The sequence below is a fragment of the Pseudomonas sp. GM84 genome (genome assembly GCF_000282535.1).
In the GTDB taxonomy this organism is placed as follows: domain Bacteria; phylum Pseudomonadota; class Gammaproteobacteria; order Pseudomonadales; family Pseudomonadaceae; genus Aquipseudomonas.
Genome location: NZ_AKJC01000180.1, coordinates 1 through 17,045, shown reverse-complemented (window position 1 = coordinate 17,045; position 17,045 = coordinate 1). Strand labels below are relative to the sequence as shown.

At 65.8% G+C, this 17,045-nt stretch carries 12 protein-coding genes; 11 read left to right on the top strand and 1 reads right to left on the bottom strand.

The features are described 5' to 3' along the window. Positions 1–194 precede the first annotated feature (194 nt). From PMI38_RS15225 to PMI38_RS15195, 7 genes are all read left to right on the top strand, one after another. Complete coding sequence (locus PMI38_RS15225; RefSeq protein WP_008095590.1) at positions 195–2,852, top strand: LuxR C-terminal-related transcriptional regulator; 2,658 nt, start codon at positions 195–197, stop codon at positions 2,850–2,852. A gap of 111 nt (positions 2,853–2,963) precedes the next feature. Further along, positions 2,964–4,751 carry an acyl-CoA dehydrogenase C-terminal domain-containing protein gene (locus PMI38_RS15220; protein ID WP_008095588.1) on the top strand — a complete coding sequence of 596 codons (1,788 nt, stop codon included), beginning with the start codon at positions 2,964–2,966 and terminating at the stop codon, positions 4,749–4,751. Between the two features lie 158 nt (positions 4,752–4,909). After that, positions 4,910–7,015 (top strand): 3-hydroxyacyl-CoA dehydrogenase NAD-binding domain-containing protein, encoded by a 2,106-nt coding sequence (locus PMI38_RS15215; RefSeq protein WP_008095586.1) that lies wholly within the window; start codon positions 4,910–4,912, stop codon positions 7,013–7,015. 33 nt (positions 7,016–7,048) lie between these two features. Then, positions 7,049–8,233: an acetyl-CoA C-acyltransferase gene (locus tag PMI38_RS15210; protein WP_008095584.1), complete on the top strand. Its 1,185-nt coding sequence runs from the start codon at positions 7,049–7,051 to the stop codon at positions 8,231–8,233. Between the two features lie 17 nt (positions 8,234–8,250). Next, entirely contained in the window at positions 8,251–9,024 is a 774-nt protein-coding gene (locus PMI38_RS15205; RefSeq protein WP_008095582.1) for an SDR family NAD(P)-dependent oxidoreductase, read from the top strand. A gap of 16 nt (positions 9,025–9,040) precedes the next feature. Beyond that, positions 9,041–10,675, top strand: a complete 1,635-nt coding sequence (prpR, locus tag PMI38_RS15200) for a propionate catabolism operon regulatory protein PrpR (protein ID WP_008095580.1) — start codon at positions 9,041–9,043, stop codon at positions 10,673–10,675. Between the two features lie 87 nt (positions 10,676–10,762). After that, positions 10,763–12,100, top strand: coding sequence for a UDP-glucose dehydrogenase family protein (locus PMI38_RS15195; RefSeq protein WP_008095578.1), 1,338 nt, complete (start codon positions 10,763–10,765; stop codon positions 12,098–12,100). A 6-nt stretch (positions 12,101–12,106) separates the two neighbouring features. Here the strand turns inward: PMI38_RS15195 and PMI38_RS15190 are convergent, their stop codons facing one another. Further along, on the bottom strand, positions 12,107–12,544 hold the full coding sequence (locus tag PMI38_RS15190) for an acetyltransferase (RefSeq protein WP_008095576.1): 438 nt from the start codon (positions 12,542–12,544) through the stop codon (positions 12,107–12,109). Between the two features lie 116 nt (positions 12,545–12,660). On the opposite strand from PMI38_RS15190, the gene PMI38_RS15185 reads away from it, so the two are divergent. The 4 genes from PMI38_RS15185 to PMI38_RS15170 all read left to right on the top strand — a co-directional run bounded on the left by PMI38_RS15185 (position 12,661) and on the right by PMI38_RS15170 (position 16,993). After that, positions 12,661–13,203: a hypothetical protein gene (locus PMI38_RS15185; protein WP_008095574.1), complete on the top strand. Its 543-nt coding sequence runs from the start codon at positions 12,661–12,663 to the stop codon at positions 13,201–13,203. Between the two features lie 355 nt (positions 13,204–13,558). Then, positions 13,559–14,431, top strand: a complete 873-nt coding sequence (locus PMI38_RS15180; RefSeq protein WP_043273711.1) for a GNAT family N-acetyltransferase — start codon at positions 13,559–13,561, stop codon at positions 14,429–14,431. Beyond that, the gene (locus PMI38_RS15175; protein ID WP_008095570.1) at positions 14,431–15,324 is read left to right on the top strand and encodes a polysaccharide deacetylase family protein; all 894 of its coding nucleotides are present in this window, start codon (positions 14,431–14,433) and stop codon (positions 15,322–15,324) included. Before PMI38_RS15180 ends, PMI38_RS15175 begins: the two co-directional genes overlap by 1 nt. A 196-nt stretch (positions 15,325–15,520) precedes the next feature. Continuing rightward, entirely contained in the window at positions 15,521–16,993 is a 1,473-nt protein-coding gene (locus PMI38_RS15170) for a sensor histidine kinase (protein WP_008095568.1), read from the top strand. Positions 16,994–17,045: the final 52 nt, after the last annotated feature.

The following is a 17,045-nucleotide window of genomic DNA, read 5'->3' as shown; positions in this document are numbered from 1 at the left end:
GGCACGTTGCAACAAATGTAGGAGCGAGCTTGCTCGCGATGCGCCGCGCGGGCGGCGCTCGATATTCGCCCTCACGCAACTCCCACGACGGGCACCCGACCCCCATCACTCCCCCCGTGAACCACCAAAAATTTACCCGCCACGCTCACGCGCTCGGCTAGGATGTCCGACCGAACCGACGGAACCTGCTCGCCATGCATCTTCCCGCGCTCAAACCAAACCAGCTGCGTCCGCCCGCCGAACCGCCCAGGGGCGTGGTGCGTACGCGGCTGCTCGAACACCTGGCCAACGCGCTGGACGATGGCACCTTCGTGCTCCTGCAAGCGCCACTGGGCTATGGCAAGAGCACCCTGCTCGGCCAGTTCGCGCGCAGCCTGTCCGGGGCCTGGGGGTGGCTGCGCCTGACCCGCGCCGAAAACCAGCCACTGGCCCTGCTGCTGCACTTGCACGCGGCGCTGCAACTGCCGGCGCAGCAACGCGAAACGCCGCAAGCCGAACGCCTGTGGAGCCTGATCCTGGCAGACCTGGAGGCCCGTCAGGCACCGGTGACCCTGCTGCTCGACGACCTGCACCTGCTCAACGCCCCACCCGCCTGGCAGTACCTCGACACGCTGCTGCGCTACCCGCCGCCTGCCCTGCGCCTGCTCGCGGCCAGCGAAGGCCCGCCCTACCTGCCCCTGGCCCATCTGCTGCGCGACGACCGGCTGACCTTGCTCGGCACCCGTGAACTGGCCCTGGACAGCGAGGAAACCCAAAAGCTGGCCGTCGCCCGCGAGGTCAAGCTGGGCAGCGATGCGCTCTATCAGTTGCGGGCCGGCAGCGAAGGCTGGCCCAGTGGCGTGCTGTTCTGGCTCAAGGCCTACCGCGAGGCGCTGCACAGCACCGGCCAGGCGCCCGGCGACCTGCGCCCGATCACCCGCCAGGCCTACGTCCATGCCCGGCAGTTCCTCGAAGAAGAACGCCTGCAGCGCCTGCCCGTGCCGTTGCGCCAGTTTCTCGAACAGACCGCCGTGGCCCAGGTGTTCGATGCCGGCCTTGCCGGCGAACTCGCCGCGGCGGCCGATGTGCCGGCCGCCCTGCGCCAGTTGCAGCGCCTGGACCTGATCATCGAGGTGCCCCAGGGCAACCACACCGAATACCGCTACCACCCTGCCCTGCGCAACAGCCTTTACCAGCGCCTGAAACAACGCGATCCACAGGGCCTGCGCCAGCTGCATCGCCAGGCCGCCCACTGGCTGCTGACGCAGCGCCGCTACACCGAAGCGATCTACCAGTTCGGCCGCGCCCGCGACCTGGACGCCGTGCTCGGCATCGTCGACCGGCACGGTTTCGAGCTGCTGCGCGAAGGCAAGGTGAACACCCTGGTCGATGTGCTCGACGAGGTCGCCGGGCGCACCGGCAACGACAGCTTCACCCTGGCGGTGACCGAAGCGTCCACGGTGATGGTCACCAACGATATCGCCCAGGCCTGCCAGTGCCTGCACCAGCTGTACGGCCTGCAGCGCCGCCAGTCGGTGCCGCGCCACCCCGAGCGGGTGCAGCAGACGGTGATGTTCCTGCGCAGCCGCCTGGCCTACTTGGGCGGCAACCTGGGCCATGGTCTGGCCCTGGCGGCGCGGGCCTTGCAGCAGTTTCCCCAGGACAATGCGGCGCGCTCGGTGCTGTATTTCGACCGCGCCAACTGCCTGGCCGCGCTCGGCCAGCTGCAACAAGCCCACGCTGAAGGTAGCCGCGCCCTGAGCCAGTTGCAGGGTTTTGGCCTGAGCGGCTACACCAACCTGCTGCAACTGCTGCTGGGCCAGATCGAGCTGGCCCAGGGCGCCACCGATGCCGCCTGGGAGCGCCTGCAAGGCATGGCCGAAACGCCCGCCACCGGCAGCTCCGGACGCTTCTACGAACTGTTCAGCCACCTGGGCAAGGGGCTGGCGTTGCTTCAGGCCAACCGCCTGGCCCAGGCACGCCAGGCCATGGCCCAGGCCGAAGTGCTGGCGCTGGGCTTTCCCCACAGCGCCGCACTGCCCTGGGTGTTCCATCACCAGGCGTGCCTGCACTGGGCGCTGGGCGAAACCGCCCAGGCCAAGGCACGCTGGGCGGAAGTGCGCAGGCTGGCCCGCCAGTACCGCCTGTTCACCCTCTACCGCCAGGCCGGGGCGTGGCTGGCGCGCCTGGCACTGCGCGACAACGACCAGGACTACCTGCCCGACTGGCTCGACCAGTGGCACTGGTGCAGGCGCCAATATGGCGACCAGCTGCTGCCCGAGGAGTGGCTCGCCTATGCCTGGGTACAACGCCACCTGGGCCAGCGTGACAAGGCCAGGCAGATCCAGCAGAGCCTGCAGGCCCAGGCACAAGCGCAAGGCAACCGCCGCCTGTTGCTCGACGCGCTCCTGCTCGAGGCGACCCTGCTACAAGACCGTGGCGCCCGTGACGACGCCTTGCTCGGCCTCGAACAGGCGCTGCAACTGGCCTGCACCTACGGCTTCGGGCAATTGCTGCAGTACGAGGGCGATACCTGCCTCGAGACCCTGCGCCAACTGCTGCTGCCGCCCGTGCGCGAACGCCTGGGCCTGGAGGCCCCGGCGCCTTCGCGCGAACACCTGAATGCGCTGTTCCGCCCGTTGCTGGCGAACAAGGAGAGCGCCGAAAGCGCGCTGATCGTGCCCCTGTCGCGCCGTGAGCTGGAAGTGTTGCAGCGCATGGCGCGCGGGCAAAGCAACGGGCAGATCGCCGAGGCGATGTTCATCAGCCTGAGCACGGTCAAGACCCACATCAACAATCTGTTCCGCAAGCTCGACGTGGTCGACCGCGACAGCGCCCTGTGTTCGGCGCGCGAACTGCAGCTGCTGAACTGACCTCCACCTGGGTCCAGCGCCGATTCCACCCGCCATTCCACCGGGGGGGTGGACGCGGCGCCGGGGCCTGCCTGTTACAACATGCCGAGTCCACCCAGCCAGGAGTCCGGCATGCCCAGCTACACCGCCCCATTGCGCGATATCACCTTCGTTGCCCAGGAGCTGCTCGATCTGTGCAGCCACTACCAACAACTGACGGGCTGTGATGCCCCGGACGAGGCCACGTTCGCCGCCATCGTCGAGGAAGGTGCCAAGTTCGCCGAGCAGGAGCTGGCCCCGCTCAACGCCGTGGGTGACCAGCACGGTTGCCAGTGGCAGGACGGCAAGGTCATCACGCCACCGGGTTTCGCCGATGCCTACAAACGCTTCGCCGACAACGGCTGGCTGGGCCTGGACAAGAACCCGGCCTTCGGTGGCCAGGGCCTGCCGCCGTCGCTGGGCTTCGTCAACTACGAAATGGTCTGCAGCGCCAACCATGCCTGGGGCATGTACGGCAACCTCGCCGGCGGCGCCATCAGCACCCTCAGCGAGCATGCCGACGAAGCCTTGCAGCAGCGTTTCCTGCCGCCGATGATCGCCGGCCGCTGGGGCGGCACCATGTGCCTGACCGAAGCCCACTGCGGCTCGGACCTCGGCCTGCTGCGCACCAGCGCCAAGGCCCTGGCCGACGGCACTTACCAGATCAGCGGCAGCAAGATGTTCATCTCTGCCGGTGAACATGACATGACCGAGAACATCATCCACCTGGTGCTGGCGCGCCTGGAAGGCGCTCCGGCGGGGGTCAAGGGCATTTCGCTGTTCGCCGTGCCGAAGATCCAGGTCGATGCCCAAGGCCAGCTGGGCGCGCCCAACGGCGTCAGCTGCGGTTCCATCGAACACAAGATGGGCATCCACGGCAACGCCACCTGCGTGCTCAACTTCGACGGTGCCACCGGCTACCTGCTGGGCGAGGTCAACCGTGGCCTGAACGCCATGTTCACCTACATCAACGAGTCGCGCCTGGCGGTCTGCCAGCAGGCCCAGGCCCACGCCGAGGCGTCGTTCCAGGGCGCCCTGGCCTATGCCCGCGAGCGTGTGCAGATGCGCGCCACGCCGCGCCTGCGCAACGACCAGCCAGCCGACCCGATCATCGGCCATGCCGATGTGCGGCGCATGCTGCTGACCCAGAAGGCCTACGCCGAAGGCGGTCGCATGCTCGCCTACACCTGTGCCAAGGGCGTCGACCAACTGCACCACGGCGCCAGCGCCGGTGTGCGCCAGGCCGCGGCACGCCGGCTGGCGCTGCTCACGCCGATTGCCAAAGGCTTCGTCACCGAGACCGGCAACGAAGCTGCGCAGCTGGGTATCCAGGTGTTCGGTGGCCACGGCTACATCCGCGAGTGGGGCATGGAGCAGATCGCCCGCGATGTGCGCATCACCGCGATCTACGAAGGCACCAACACCATCCAGGGCCTCGACCTGCTGACCCGCAAGGTGCTGGCCGATGGCGGTGAAGCCTTGGCCGAGCTGCTGGGTGAGATCGAAGACTTCATCCAGAGCACCACGGCCCCAGCCCACCTGGCCCAGGCCCTGCTCAAGCAAGTGACGGCCTGGCGCGATGTCAGCGACTGGCTGCGCGACGCCAGCCAGACCGACGCCAACTTGATCGGCGCCAGCGCCTACGACTACCTGATGCTCAGCGGCTACACCCTGACCGGCTACCTCTGGCTGCGCGCCGCGTGCGTGGCCGAACAGGCACTGGCCGCCGGCAGCGATGACGCAGCGTTCTACCAGGGCAAGCGCGAGACCGCGCGCTTCTACCTGCAGCGCCTGCTGCCGCGCGCCAACCTGCACGAAACGCTGATTCGCAGTGGCAGCCACAACCTGATGGACATCAGCGAAGCCGCATTCGCCCGCTGACCCAACCTTGCTGGTTTCCGCTGCCTGCCCCCTCCAGGCAGCGGATTTTTCGGGTGGCGGCCAGCGCTACTGGCCGCCACCTCGTTTTTTTCATTCGTCCCAGCCCAAGGCGAGACTTACATCGCCTGCCTGGGGCCAAGAACAGGAAGTCTCCTCCCATGCAGCAGCTGATCGACTATCGCCGCGACCACCAACTGGCCCTGATTGGCCTGTGCCACGCACCGGTCAACGCCCTTGGCCACGACCTGCGCCAGGCGTTGATGCAGGCGTGCAGCCAGGCCGCCGCCGACCCCGAGGTGCAGGCCATCATCCTGCACGGGCAGCAGCTACCCTTCAGCGCCGGCGCCGACATCAGCGAGTTCGGCAGCCCGCGGACCTGGGAGGAACCGGCACTGCCCGAATTGCTCGAAGCACTGACCCGCATCGACAAACCGCTGATCGCCGCCATCGACGGCGTCGCCCTGGGCGGCGGCCTGGAACTGGCCCTGGCCTGCAGCCATCGACTGGCCACTGCCCACGCCCGCCTGGGCCTGCCCGAAGTACGCCTGGGCCTGCTGCCCGGCGCCGGGGGTACCCAGCGCCTGCCGCGCCTGGTCGGCGTGGAGCCGGCGCTGGACATGATGCTCAGCGGCGACCCGATCGATGCCCGCCAGGGCCTGGCCCTGGGCCTGATCGACCGCCTGCCCGAGCCCGGCCAGGACATGCTGGAACTGGCCTGCGCCTTCGCCCGTGACCTGCTGGCCCAACCCACTGCGCCAGCGGCCACACCAATCCCCTTGGCAGACGGCCTGGCCAGCGATTTCTTCGCCAGCCGCGAAGCCCAGCTGGTCGCCCGCAAACCCGGCCAGCGGGCACCCCTGCGGGTGCTGGCCGCCGTCCGCGCCGCCTGCGAGCTGCCACTGGCCGAGGGCCTGGCCCAGGAGCAGGCGCTGTTCCGCGAAGCCCTGCAAGACCCACAGGCCACGGCCCTGCGCCATCAGTTCTTCGCCGAACGCGAAGCGCTGCGGGTGCCGGGTATCGATGCCAACACGACACTGCGCAACATTGCCAATGTGGCGGTGATCGGCGCCGGCACCATGGGCGCCGGTATCGCCATGAACTTCATCAACGCCGGTATCCCGGTGCGCTTGCTGGAGCTCAAGCCCGAGGCGCTGGACCGGGGCCTGGCACAGATCCGCAAGAACTACGAAAGCAGCATCAAGCGCGGCAAGCTCACCCCCGAGCAACTCGAACAACGCATGAGCCTGCTGCAAGGCACGCTCGACTATGCCGACCTGGCCGACGCTGACCTGGTGATCGAAGCGGTGTTCGAGGACCTGTCGATCAAGCAGCAGGTGTTCCGCACCCTCGACCGGGTGTGCAAGCCCGGCGCGATCCTCGCCAGCAACACCTCGACGCTGGATGTCGACCGCATCGCCGGCTGCACCCAGCGCCCGCAGGATGTGGTCGGCCTGCACTTCTTCAGCCCGGCCAATGTCATGCGCCTGCTTGAAGTGGTGCGCGGCCGGGCCACGGCGCCGGACGTGCTGGCCACCACGCTGAAGATCGCCAAGCGCATCGGCAAGCTGCCGGTGGTGTCCGGCGTGTGCTTTGGCTTCATCGGCAACCGCATGCTCGAACCCTACGGCCGCGAGGCCCATCGCCTGGTGCTCGAAGGCGCCTCGCCCGCCCAGGTGGACAAAGTGCTGACCGGCCTGGGCCTGGCCATGGGCGTGTTCGCCATGTATGACCTGGCCGGCATCGATGTCGGCTACCTGGTGCGCCAGTCGCGGCGCAGCGAGATCGCCCACGACCCGAGCTACTTCCGCCTGGCCGACGAGCTCTACCACCTGGGCCGCCATGGCCAGAAGAGCGGCCGCGGGTTCTACCGCTACGAAGGACGCGAGCGCATCGAAGACCCGGAAGTGGAGCAGATCGCGGCGCAACTGGCGGCCAAGCTGGGCATCATCCGGCGCCCCATCAGCGACGCAGAAATCCACGACCGCTGCCTGTTCATGCTGATCAACGAAGGCCTGCAACTGCTCGACGAAGGCATTGCCCTGCGCAGTGGCGACATCGACCTGGTGTGGACCAACGGCTACGGCTTCCCGGCCTGGCGTGGCGGCCCGCTGCACTATGCCCGCGAACTGGGCCTGGACAAGGTGCTGACAGGCATCGAGCAACTGCACGATCAGCTCGGCGCCTACGGCCGCATGTGGTTGCAGCCAGCACCATTGCTGCGGCGCATGGCTTCCAGCACGAAGCTCGGCGCACCCAGCCTCTGAGTTGTTCTCCCCTGGTCTCAAGGAACCCCGATCATGAAAGAAGCCGTCATCCTCTCCACCGCCCGTACGCCCATCGGCAAGGCCTTTCGCGGCGCGCTGAACAACGTCCGCTCGCCGAGCCTGGCAGCGCACGCCATCCAGGCGGCGGTCGAACGCGCCGGCATCGCCGCTGACGAAATCGAAGACCTGGTCATGGGCACCGCGATGCCCTCCGGCACCGCCGGCTGGAACCTTGGCCGCATGAGCGCGCTGGCTGCCGGCCTGCCGGTGTCGGTCAGCGGCCAGACCCTGGACCGCCAGTGCGCCTCCGGCCTGATGGCGATCGCCACCGCGGCCAAGCAGATCGTCGTCGATGGCATGCAGGCGACCATCGGCGCCGGCCAGGAAAACATCAGCGCGGTGCAGACGCGCAACCTCGAGTGGGCGCTGGGCGAACAGGACAGCGCGGTGATCCAGCGTGTGCCGCACGCCTACATGCCGATGCTGCAAACCGCCGAGCACGTCGCCAAGCGCTACGGCATCAGCCGTGAAGCCCAGGACGCCTACGCCCTGCAGTCGCAGCTGCGCACCGCTTGCGCCCAGCGCGACGGCTTGTTCGAAGCCGAGATCGTGCCGGTGACGGCCCAGCAACTGGTCAAGGACAAGCAGACCGGCGAGGTCAGCTACCGCCAGGTGACCCTGGCACAGGACGAGGGCAACCGCCCGCAAACCGTCCTGGACGACCTGACGCGCCTGCAACCGGTGCTCGAAGGTGGCTGCATCACCGCCGGCAACGCCAGCCAGCTGTCCGACGGTGCCAGCGCCTGCGTGCTGATGGACGCGCGACTGGCCGAACAGCGCAACCTGCGCCCGATCGGCCTGTACCGCGGCATCGCCGTGGCCGGTCTGGCCCCGGAAGAGATGGGCATCGGCCCGGTGTACGCGGTGCCGCGCCTGCTCAAGCAGCATGGCTTGAAGGTCGACGACATCGGCCTGTGGGAACTCAACGAAGCCTTCGCCTGCCAGGTGCTGTACTGTCGCGACAAGCTGGGCATCGACCCGGCACGCCTGAACGTCAACGGCGGTGCCATCGCCATCGGCCATCCCTATGGCATGAGCGGCGCGCGGATGGTCGGGCATGCCTTGCTCGAAGGCAAACGGCGCGGGGTGCGCTACGTGGTGGTGACCATGTGCGTGGGCGGTGGCATGGGTGCCGCCGGCCTGTTCGAAGTACTCTGAGATCAAGGAGCAACGACATGCTTGCAAACACATTTTCCCTGGCCGGCAAGACCGTGCTGGTGACCGGTGCCTCCAGCGGCCTGGGTGCCCACTTCGCCCGCCTGGCCCAGGCCGCCGGCGCCCGTGTGGTGCTGGCCGCGCGCCGGGTCGAGCGCCTGCAGGCGCTGGCCGAAACGCTCCAGGCCAACGGCGGTGAAGCCTTGGCCGTGGCCCTCGACGTGACCCGGCGCGACAGCGTCGAACAGGCCTTCGACCAGGCCGAGGCACGCTTCGGCGTGGTCGACGTGGTGATCAACAATGCCGGTATCGGCGACCCTGGGCGCTTCCTCGAACTGAGCGAGCAGGACTGGCAGCGCATGCTCTCGACCAACCTCGACGGCGTGTTCCACGTCGCCCAGTGCGCCAGCCAGCGCCTGGTCAAGGCCGAACGGCCGGGGAGCATCGTCAACATCGCCTCGATCCTCGGCCTGCGCGTCGGCACTGGCCTGAGCCACTACTGCACGGCCAAGGCCGCCGTGGTGCAACTGACCAAGGCCATGGCGCTGGAGCTGGCGCGCTACCGGATCCGCGTCAATGCCATCGCACCGGGCTACTTCAAGACCGAGATGAACGAAGACTACTTCGACGGCGAAGCCGGCCAGGGCTACATCAAGGGGCAGGTGCCGATGCGCCGCCTGGGGCAGTTGCAGGAGCTCGATGGCCCCTTGCTGTTGCTGGCCAGCGACGCCGGTGCCTACATGACCGGCAGCGTGCTGGCCGTGGATGGCGGACACCTGGTCAACCCGCTGTAACTGAAAAGGAGCCTGTATGCCTGTTGCCGCTTACCTGCCGCGCGTGATCGCGCTGGTCACCCACTTGCATCGCCCCGCCGCGCCCAGCCGCATGGCACAGTTGATCGAGCAGGTAAGCGCCGACTACCGGCAGCAGGCGCGCATCGAGGTCATCGAAACCACCCTGGCCGATTTGCTGCCCCTGGCGCGCGAGCTGGAAAGCCGCCAGCAGGCAGACGTCATCCTGTGTTCCGGTGCGGCCGCAGACTACCTGCGCCAGCACCTCTCGACCACGGTGCGGACCCTGCACCTGGGCGAATTCGACCTGATCCGTGCCCTGGTCCTGGCCCGCGACCGGGCCAGCCGGGTGGGCATCCTCAGTTTTGGCCAGCCCTACCCGGAGCTGGCCGCGATGCAGGCGCTGTTCACCCTGCAGATCCGCGAGCATACCTACACCAGCCTGGAGCAAGCCCGGGCGCAGGTCGAAGGCCTGGTCGAAGATGGCTTCGAAGTCATCATCGGCTCGCCGACGGTCTGCCAGCTGGCCGACGCAGCCGGTGCCCAAGGGGTGCTGGCGCTGGATGCCGAAAGCCTGCGCCATACCTTCGACAGCCTGGTGACCCTGGGTGCCAGGCTTGATGAAACACCCGCGCGGCGCATGCCTCGTCGCCTGCGCGAGCAACCCGCCGCGCGCCAGTTCAACGCCCGCCACCGCTTCGAGCAGATGCTCGGCGACGCCCCGGCCTTTCGCGCCACCCTGCGCCTGGCGCAGCGTTACGCGCAGACCGACGCCACGGTGCTGATCACCGGCGAGAGCGGCACCGGCAAGGAGCTGTTGGCGCAAAGCCTGCACAACGCCAGCCCGCGCCAGCAGGCGCCGTTCGTGGCGATCAACTGCGCGGCCTTGCCTGAATCACTGCTCGAAAGCGAACTGTTCGGCTACGAGGACGGCGCCTTCACCGGCTCGCGCAAGGGCGGCAAGCCCGGCCTGATCGAGCTGGCCCACACCGGCACCTTGTTCCTCGACGAGATCGGCGACATGCCGGTGGCGCTGCAAACCCGCCTGCTGCGTGTGCTGCAGGAGCGCGAGGTGCTACGCCTGGGCGCCTGCGAGCCGACCGCGGTGGATATCCGGGTGATTGCTGCCACCCATTGCGACCTGACCGCGCGCATCGCCGACCAACGTTTTCGCCAGGACCTGTTCTATCGCCTGAACACCCTGCGCCTGGCCGTGCCGCCGCTGCGTGAGCGGATCGAAGACATCCTGCCGCTGTTCAATGCCCTGCTGGCGCACCACAGCCGCGCGAGCGGCATGCCACCGGCTGGCCCGGAGCATGTGCAGCCCCTGCTGCCACTGCTGCTGCGCCACCCTTGGCCTGGCAACATCCGTGAGCTGGACAACATCGCCGAACGGGCGGCCCTGTGCCTGGGCACACTGGACGACGACGGTGGCGTCGACCTGTACACGCTGTTCCCGGAGTTACTCCACGCCGACACGGCCGAAGCCTTGCCCCCTGCCCCCACTGACAACCTGCGCAGCCTGGGCAAGGCGGCGGAAGCGGCCCATGCCCGCCAGGTGCTGGACCGCTGCGACGGCGACATGGACGAGGCCGCTCGGTGTCTTGGGGTCAGCCGCAGCACCGTCTGGCGGCGGGTGCGCAAGCTGACCTGACGGGCCCCTGGTCACAAATCCTCAATACAAACGTGACACTTTTTCAGCTACCCGCCACCTGCCAAGAGACGACCAGGGAGCTGTCAAATGAAGGTTACGGTATTCGGTACTGGCTATGTGGGCCTGACCCAGGCGGTGTGCCTGGCCCAGGTGGGGCACTCGGTGCTGTGCATGGATGTCGATGCCGAACGGGTCGCCGCCCTCGGTCAAGGACATTGCCCGATCTTCGAGCCCGGCCTGGCGCCGTTGCTGGAAAAGAACCTGGCGTGCGGGCGCTTGCGCTTCACCACCGACCCAGGCCTTGCCAGCAACCATGCCCGCCTGCTGTTCATCGCCGTCGGCACCCCGCCGCTGGCCGATGGCGGCGCCGACCTGAGCCAGGTATTTGCCGTGGTCGACAACATCCTCGAACACGCCATCGGCGCCAAGGTGATCATCAACAAGTCCACTTCGCCGGTGGGCACGGTGGATCGGATCAAGGCGCGTATCGCCCAGGCCGTGGCCGACACCGGGCGCTTCCAGGTCATCAGCAACCCGGAATTTCTCAAGGAAGGCACGGCCCTGGATGACTGCATGAGCCCCGAGCGCATCATCATCGGCGGCGCCGGGCCGGGCGAGGTGGAGCTGCTGCGCGAGCTGTACAGGCCGTTCAACCGCAAGCGGGAAAAACTCATGGTGATGGACGCGCGCAGCGCCGAGCTGACCAAGTACGCGGCCAACTGCATGCTGGCGACGAAGATCTCCTTCATCAACGAAATGGCCAACCTGGCCGAGCACCTGGGCGCCGACATCGAGATGGTGCGCCGCGGCATCGGCTCGGACCCGCGCATCGGCTACGACTTCATCTACGCCGGCTGTGGCTTTGGCGGCTCGTGCTTCCCCAAGGACCTGCAAGCCCTGCGCCGCAGTGCCGAGGCGGAAGGTTTCGATCCGCAACTGCTGCACGCGGTCGAGTCGGTCAATCGGCGGCAGAAGCATCGGCTGTTCGACAAGATCCAGCGGCACTACCCGGGCGGCTTGCGTGGCAAGGTCTTCGCCTTGTGGGGGCTGTCGTTCAAGCCCAACACCAACGATATCCGCGAGGCTTCCAGCCGGGTGCTGCTGGAAGCCTTGTGGGCCGCCGGGGCGCGGGTTCAGGCCCACGACCCGCAGGCGATGGAGGCGATCCAGCAGCACTACGGCCCGCGCCCGGACCTGCAGCTGGTGCCGTGCAAGGACGATGCCCTGCAGGGCGCCGACGCCCTGGTGATCGTCACCGAATGGCAGGACTACCGGGTACTGAACCTGGAGCAGGTGCCGCAGCAACTGACCGACCGGGTAGTGTTCGACGGCCGCAACCTGTTCGAGCCCGAGCACATGGCCGCCGCAGGTCTTGCGTACTACGGCATCGGCCGGGGCCAGGTGCAGCCGGCCTGCCCGTACTGATCAGCTTCAACCGGGCATGCGCATGTGCAACAACGGGAAGGGCCGGCCCTCGCCGTCCAGCGGGGACCGGCCGGTCTGCACGAACCCATAGTGCAGGTAGAAGCCCACGGCCTGCGGGTTCTGTTCGTTGACATCGACGCTGAGCGATTGGCGCGATGTGCGCACATGATCCAGCAGCGCCCTGCCGATGCCCTGACCATGCACGTCCGGGGCGACGAAGAGCATTTCCACGTGGTCCTCGTTTAGCCCGATGAACCCCAGCGGGGTGTCATCGGCATCGACCGCGACCATGAGTTCGACAGCGGGCAGGTAGCTGTCGCGCAGCGGCACGATCAGCGCCTCGATATCGGACGCTTGCAGAAAATGGTGGGTGGCGCGCACGGCGCGCAGCCAGATGTCGAGCAGCAACGGGTAGTCCGCGGCAATACCCTGGCGAATGATCATGAATCATCCTCGTTCACTTGATGATGGAAGCGTAGTGTGCCGCTGGATGGTGGCCATTGACAGCGCGGGCAAAAACCGCACAATCGCCGTCCATTTTTTTCGACTGGACGTCCCTCATGCAACGGATTGTGATTCTGGGCAATGCTGGCAGTGGCAAATCGACGCTTGCCCGTGCCTTGGGCCAGCGGCTCGGCCTGCCGGTCATTCATCTGGACAAACTGTTCTGGGAACCTGGCTGGACCGAGCCCGACCCTGAGCAGTTCCGCACCCGGGTCGGCGAAGCCGTCGCCGGTGACAGCTGGGTGTGCGAAGGCAACTACGCCCGGCGCACGTTCGACCTGCGCCTGCCCCGCGCGCAGCTGGTGATCTGGCTGGATACGCCGCGCCTGACCTGCCTCAAGCGCGTGATCCTGCGCAGCGTACTGGACAGGCCTCGGCCTGATCGGGCCGCGGGCTGCAAGGAACAGTTGGACAAAGCGTTTCTCGAGTTCCTGAAGTTTGTCTGGCAGTTCGACAGGGGTTATCGGCCAGGCATTGAAGCCATGCGCCTGGCTGTGGCGCCTGAAGTGCGGACGGTGCATTTGCGGGGCGAGCAGCAGATCCGGGATTTCCTGGAGCATCTGGACAGCGCGGTCACCTTGGCTGATGGCATGCCTTGATCAGGGCTCAGCGTGATCCATGTGGGAGCGGGCTTGCCCCGCGAAACGGGCAGCGCGGAGTATGGCACCGGCTTCGCCGGTGTTCGCGGGACAAGCCCGCTCCCACAGGAAATTGCGTCAGCTTTTGGCAATTGAGCAAGACAGTTGCTCCCACATGACGGCGTTGGACTGAGGCCTGGCACTGTCTCTGTGGGAGCCGGCTTGCCGGCGATGAGGCCATATCGGATTGCCCATTACGTTCTATCTTGCGAGTTCGACCGTGCTCGCTGGATCAATACTCGAGATGAAGCTATACCGAAAGTCTCCAGAGTGGAGGTTGCTCCACAGGCTCGAAGCGTCCGAGGAGAACGTCACGGTGTCGACTCCGCTAGTCATACGCAACATGACACGTCCCGAACTGGACGAGCTTGTCGACTGGGCTGCCCGTGAGGGTTGGAATCCCGGCCTTCACGATGCCGAGCTGTTCTGGGCCACTGACCCTGCTGCCTTCATCGCGGCGTCCAAGGGCGCCGAACTGATAGGGGGCGGTGCCATCACCGCCTACAATGGCGAATTTGGCTTCATGGGTTTTTTTATCGTTCGACCCGAATATCGAGGCCAAGGCCTGGGCGATACCCTCTGGCACGCACGCCGCGAGCGACTCCTCGCCCGCCTGCGCCCAGGCGCGAGCATCGGCATGGATGGCGTCTTCGCGATGCAGGATTACTACGCCAAGGGTGGTTTCGTCTTCTCCCATCGCAACCTGCGTTTTCGTGCCAGCGTCAGCAAACGCCCGACGACTTCGCAACTGGGCGACCAGGACATTGTTCCGTTGGCCACCTTCCCTTTCGACCAGGTCGTCGCTTACGACCGCACCTGCTTCCCCGCCGCACGCGAAACCTTCCTCAGCGGGTGGATCGCCCAAGCTGATGCACTCGCCGTAGGTTGCCGGCGTGACGGCAGGCTCAGCGGCTATGGCGTAGCAAGGCGCTGCCGGGAAGGCTGCAAGATCGGCCCCTTGTTTGCCGATGACGCCTCGGCAGCCAATGCGCTTTATGCGCACCTGGCGAAATTTGCCCAGGGTGGCCCGCTGTTTCTCGATGCCCCGGAGAACAACCCCGCCGCCATGGCGCTCGTACAGCAACAGGGCATGATCGAGGTTTTCGGCTGTGCGCGCATGTACCTCGGCCCTCCTCCTTCTATCGCGCACGAACGTGTGTTCGGCGTCACGACGTTCGAGCTGGGCTGATGTCCGCACGCGACCTCATCGGTTACGGTGGCCATCCACCCCACCCGCGATGGCCCGGTGAGGCGCGCGTCGCCCTCCAGTTCGTACTCAACATCGAAGAGGGCGCGGAGTCATGCACCCTCAATGGCGATGCCCAGTCGGAGGCCTGGCTTCACGAGCTACCGGGCCGCCCGCCGCGCGTGGGGGAACCCGACTTGAGCGTCGAGGGCATGTACGAATACGGCGCGCGCGCGGGCGTGTGGCGCATTCTGCAACTGTTCGGTGCCCGAGGCCTGCCGCTGACCGCCTTCGCCGTGGGCCGGGCACTGGAACTCACCCCCGCGATTGGCCATGCGCTCTGCGCTGCCGGGCATGAGATTGCCGGGCATGGCTACCGTTGGCTGGACTATCGCGATATGCCCGAAGACGAGGAGCGGCGCCATATCGGCCTCACCCGCGACGTGATCGAGCAGATCTGCGGAAAACGCCCCGTAGGCTGGTACACAGGAAGGGTCAGCCAGAACACCCGTCGCCTGTTGCGCGAGGAAGGCGGGTTTCTCTATAGCTCGGACGCCTACAACGATGATCTGCCCTATTGGCTTCCCGGCTCGCCCGCCCATCTGGTGATCCCTTACACACTGGTCAACAACGACGCTCGCTATCTGCTGTCGAACGGTTTCGCCAGCGGTGAAGACTTCTTCCGGCTGCTCAAGGATGCGTTCGACCTGCTGTGGCAGGAGGGCTCGCAGCACCCGAAGATGATGAGCGTCGGCCTGCATGGGCGAATCAGTGGCCATCCGGGTCGCGCGATGGCACTTGCGCGCTTTCTCGACTACGTGCAAGGCCACGACGCAGTGTGGATCTGCCGGCGCGAAGAGATTGCCAGGCACTGGATCACCCACTTCCCCGCCTGAGCGCGCGGACACCCTCGTTCGGGTGGATGGAAAACCCCAAAACCCCCAAATAAGGGTAATTTCTGGGTAATGCCTTTAGCGCGCCTGAGCCTCAACCCAGGCGCCAGAGGCTATCGAGCCTGGCATGGTGCGTGCTTGTTCCATTATCGAAATTGCATTGCAGAGTGTTCTCTCACAATCTCGAGGTGTGAAGCGCATGCCGCAAACTCAAGAGAGTACCCCGCCCACCGCGGCATGCGAAAAATCCAGTCGACATGAACGCGCCTCGCTTTGGGCGAAACTCAAAGCCACCCGCAGACCTTCGCTCCCCATCAGAACCCGTATCCTCACAGTCGCCGCCCTGGTTGGACTGATTGCCACCAGCGTGATTGTCAGTATCAGCACCGAACAAAGTACGGCATTCACGGCCAAGTTCATCCAGGCCTTGGGAGCCGTGGACACGGCGAGTACAGGGCTACCGGGGTATCAAACAAGCGACCTGCTGGACGCGCGTGCGGACAGCGGCTTGTCTCAAGAAGACCGGATCAATCGTCAGAAGGCCCGAAATCAGTTCTTTGCGAGCCTGAGCAACATTGCCAGTCAGTCGGATACTTTATTGATCAATGTTTATGCACCCGACAAAGTCATCATCTGGTCCAGCAACTCAAAACTGATCGGTCAGCAATTCCCGGACAACGACGAGCTTGAGAGCACCGAGTCCGGCAAGGGAGGCGTCGTTGCAAGCTACCATCAGGTAAAAGAAAGCCGTAAAGAACAGCAGTTCATTCGAAAGCCAAGCAACCTGTTCATCGAGCACTACATCCCGCTCGTCAACAAAGCGGGTGAAGTACCCTCCGTCGTGGAGTTCTATACAGAACCCCCAGGATGGCTGACCCAGACCCGATTGGGTTACGGGGTGGTGTGGTTGGCCTGCTCGATTGGCGCAGCGTTGATCTATCTCGGCCTTCTCGCCTTTACGGGCAGGCTTGGCAACCTGTTTCCTTCGAGGACTCAAAAGAACATTGACCACGAAATGGCCACCTTGCTCAACGAAGTGACCAGCGTCGTGGCTCACAACTTGCGCAACCCCCTCGCCGCGGTCCGCTCCAGTGCGGAGTTGGCCCTGGAGATCGGCACTCAAGCCGCCGGCAAAAACATCGGGGACATCATCAACCAGGTCGATTGCATGTCGGACTGGATCAAGGAACTGCATGTGGCGTCCACATCGATGAAGGGTGAGATCGGCAGGGTCGACCCGGTGGATGCAGTACTTGAGACCTTGCGAAATTTCGAACTGCCATTGAACAACGCCAATGTGCATGTAGAGTTTTCAGTCACCAGCACGCTGCCGGTCACAGGTCATCGTCCGTTGCTGGTTCAAATATTGGAGAGTCTGGTCTCCAATGCGATAGATGCGATGCCAGACGGGGGGACGTTGTACATCACCATCAATCAGCGCACGTCCAAGCGCTTGAACATAATCGTTCAGGACACCGGCAAGGGATTGACCGCTGCCCAACAGAAAGCGTTGTTTCGGCCGCGTTGCGCGATCAAACAGGGAGGCTTTGGAATCGGGTTGATGTTGGTGAAATTGATCATGCAGCGCTTTGGCGGTCACGCTAGCCTGGCCACGGGCAAAAACAAGGGAACGACGGTGAACCTGTGCTTCAGGATGGCAGACGGTGTCTAGGGTCTGCCCGGGGTTTGAAATGCGCCGGCCTCATCGCCGGCAAGCCGGCCCC

Coding starts and splice junctions, on each gene's coding strand:
- PMI38_RS15225 (WP_008095590.1), top strand. CDS start 195: ATGCATCTTCCCGCGCTCAAACCAAACCAGCTGCGTCCGCCCGCCGAA.
- PMI38_RS15220 (WP_008095588.1), top strand. CDS start 2,964: ATGCCCAGCTACACCGCCCCATTGCGCGATATCACCTTCGTTGCCCAG.
- PMI38_RS15215 (WP_008095586.1), top strand. CDS start 4,910: ATGCAGCAGCTGATCGACTATCGCCGCGACCACCAACTGGCCCTGATT.
- PMI38_RS15210 (WP_008095584.1), top strand. CDS start 7,049: ATGAAAGAAGCCGTCATCCTCTCCACCGCCCGTACGCCCATCGGCAAG.
- PMI38_RS15205 (WP_008095582.1), top strand. CDS start 8,251: ATGCTTGCAAACACATTTTCCCTGGCCGGCAAGACCGTGCTGGTGACC.
- prpR (WP_008095580.1), top strand. CDS start 9,041: ATGCCTGTTGCCGCTTACCTGCCGCGCGTGATCGCGCTGGTCACCCAC.
- PMI38_RS15195 (WP_008095578.1), top strand. CDS start 10,763: ATGAAGGTTACGGTATTCGGTACTGGCTATGTGGGCCTGACCCAGGCG.
- PMI38_RS15190 (WP_008095576.1), bottom strand. CDS start 12,544: ATGATCATTCGCCAGGGTATTGCCGCGGACTACCCGTTGCTGCTCGAC.
- PMI38_RS15185 (WP_008095574.1), top strand. CDS start 12,661: ATGCAACGGATTGTGATTCTGGGCAATGCTGGCAGTGGCAAATCGACG.
- PMI38_RS15175 (WP_008095570.1), top strand. CDS start 14,431: ATGTCCGCACGCGACCTCATCGGTTACGGTGGCCATCCACCCCACCCG.
- PMI38_RS15170 (WP_008095568.1), top strand. CDS start 15,521: ATGCCGCAAACTCAAGAGAGTACCCCGCCCACCGCGGCATGCGAAAAA.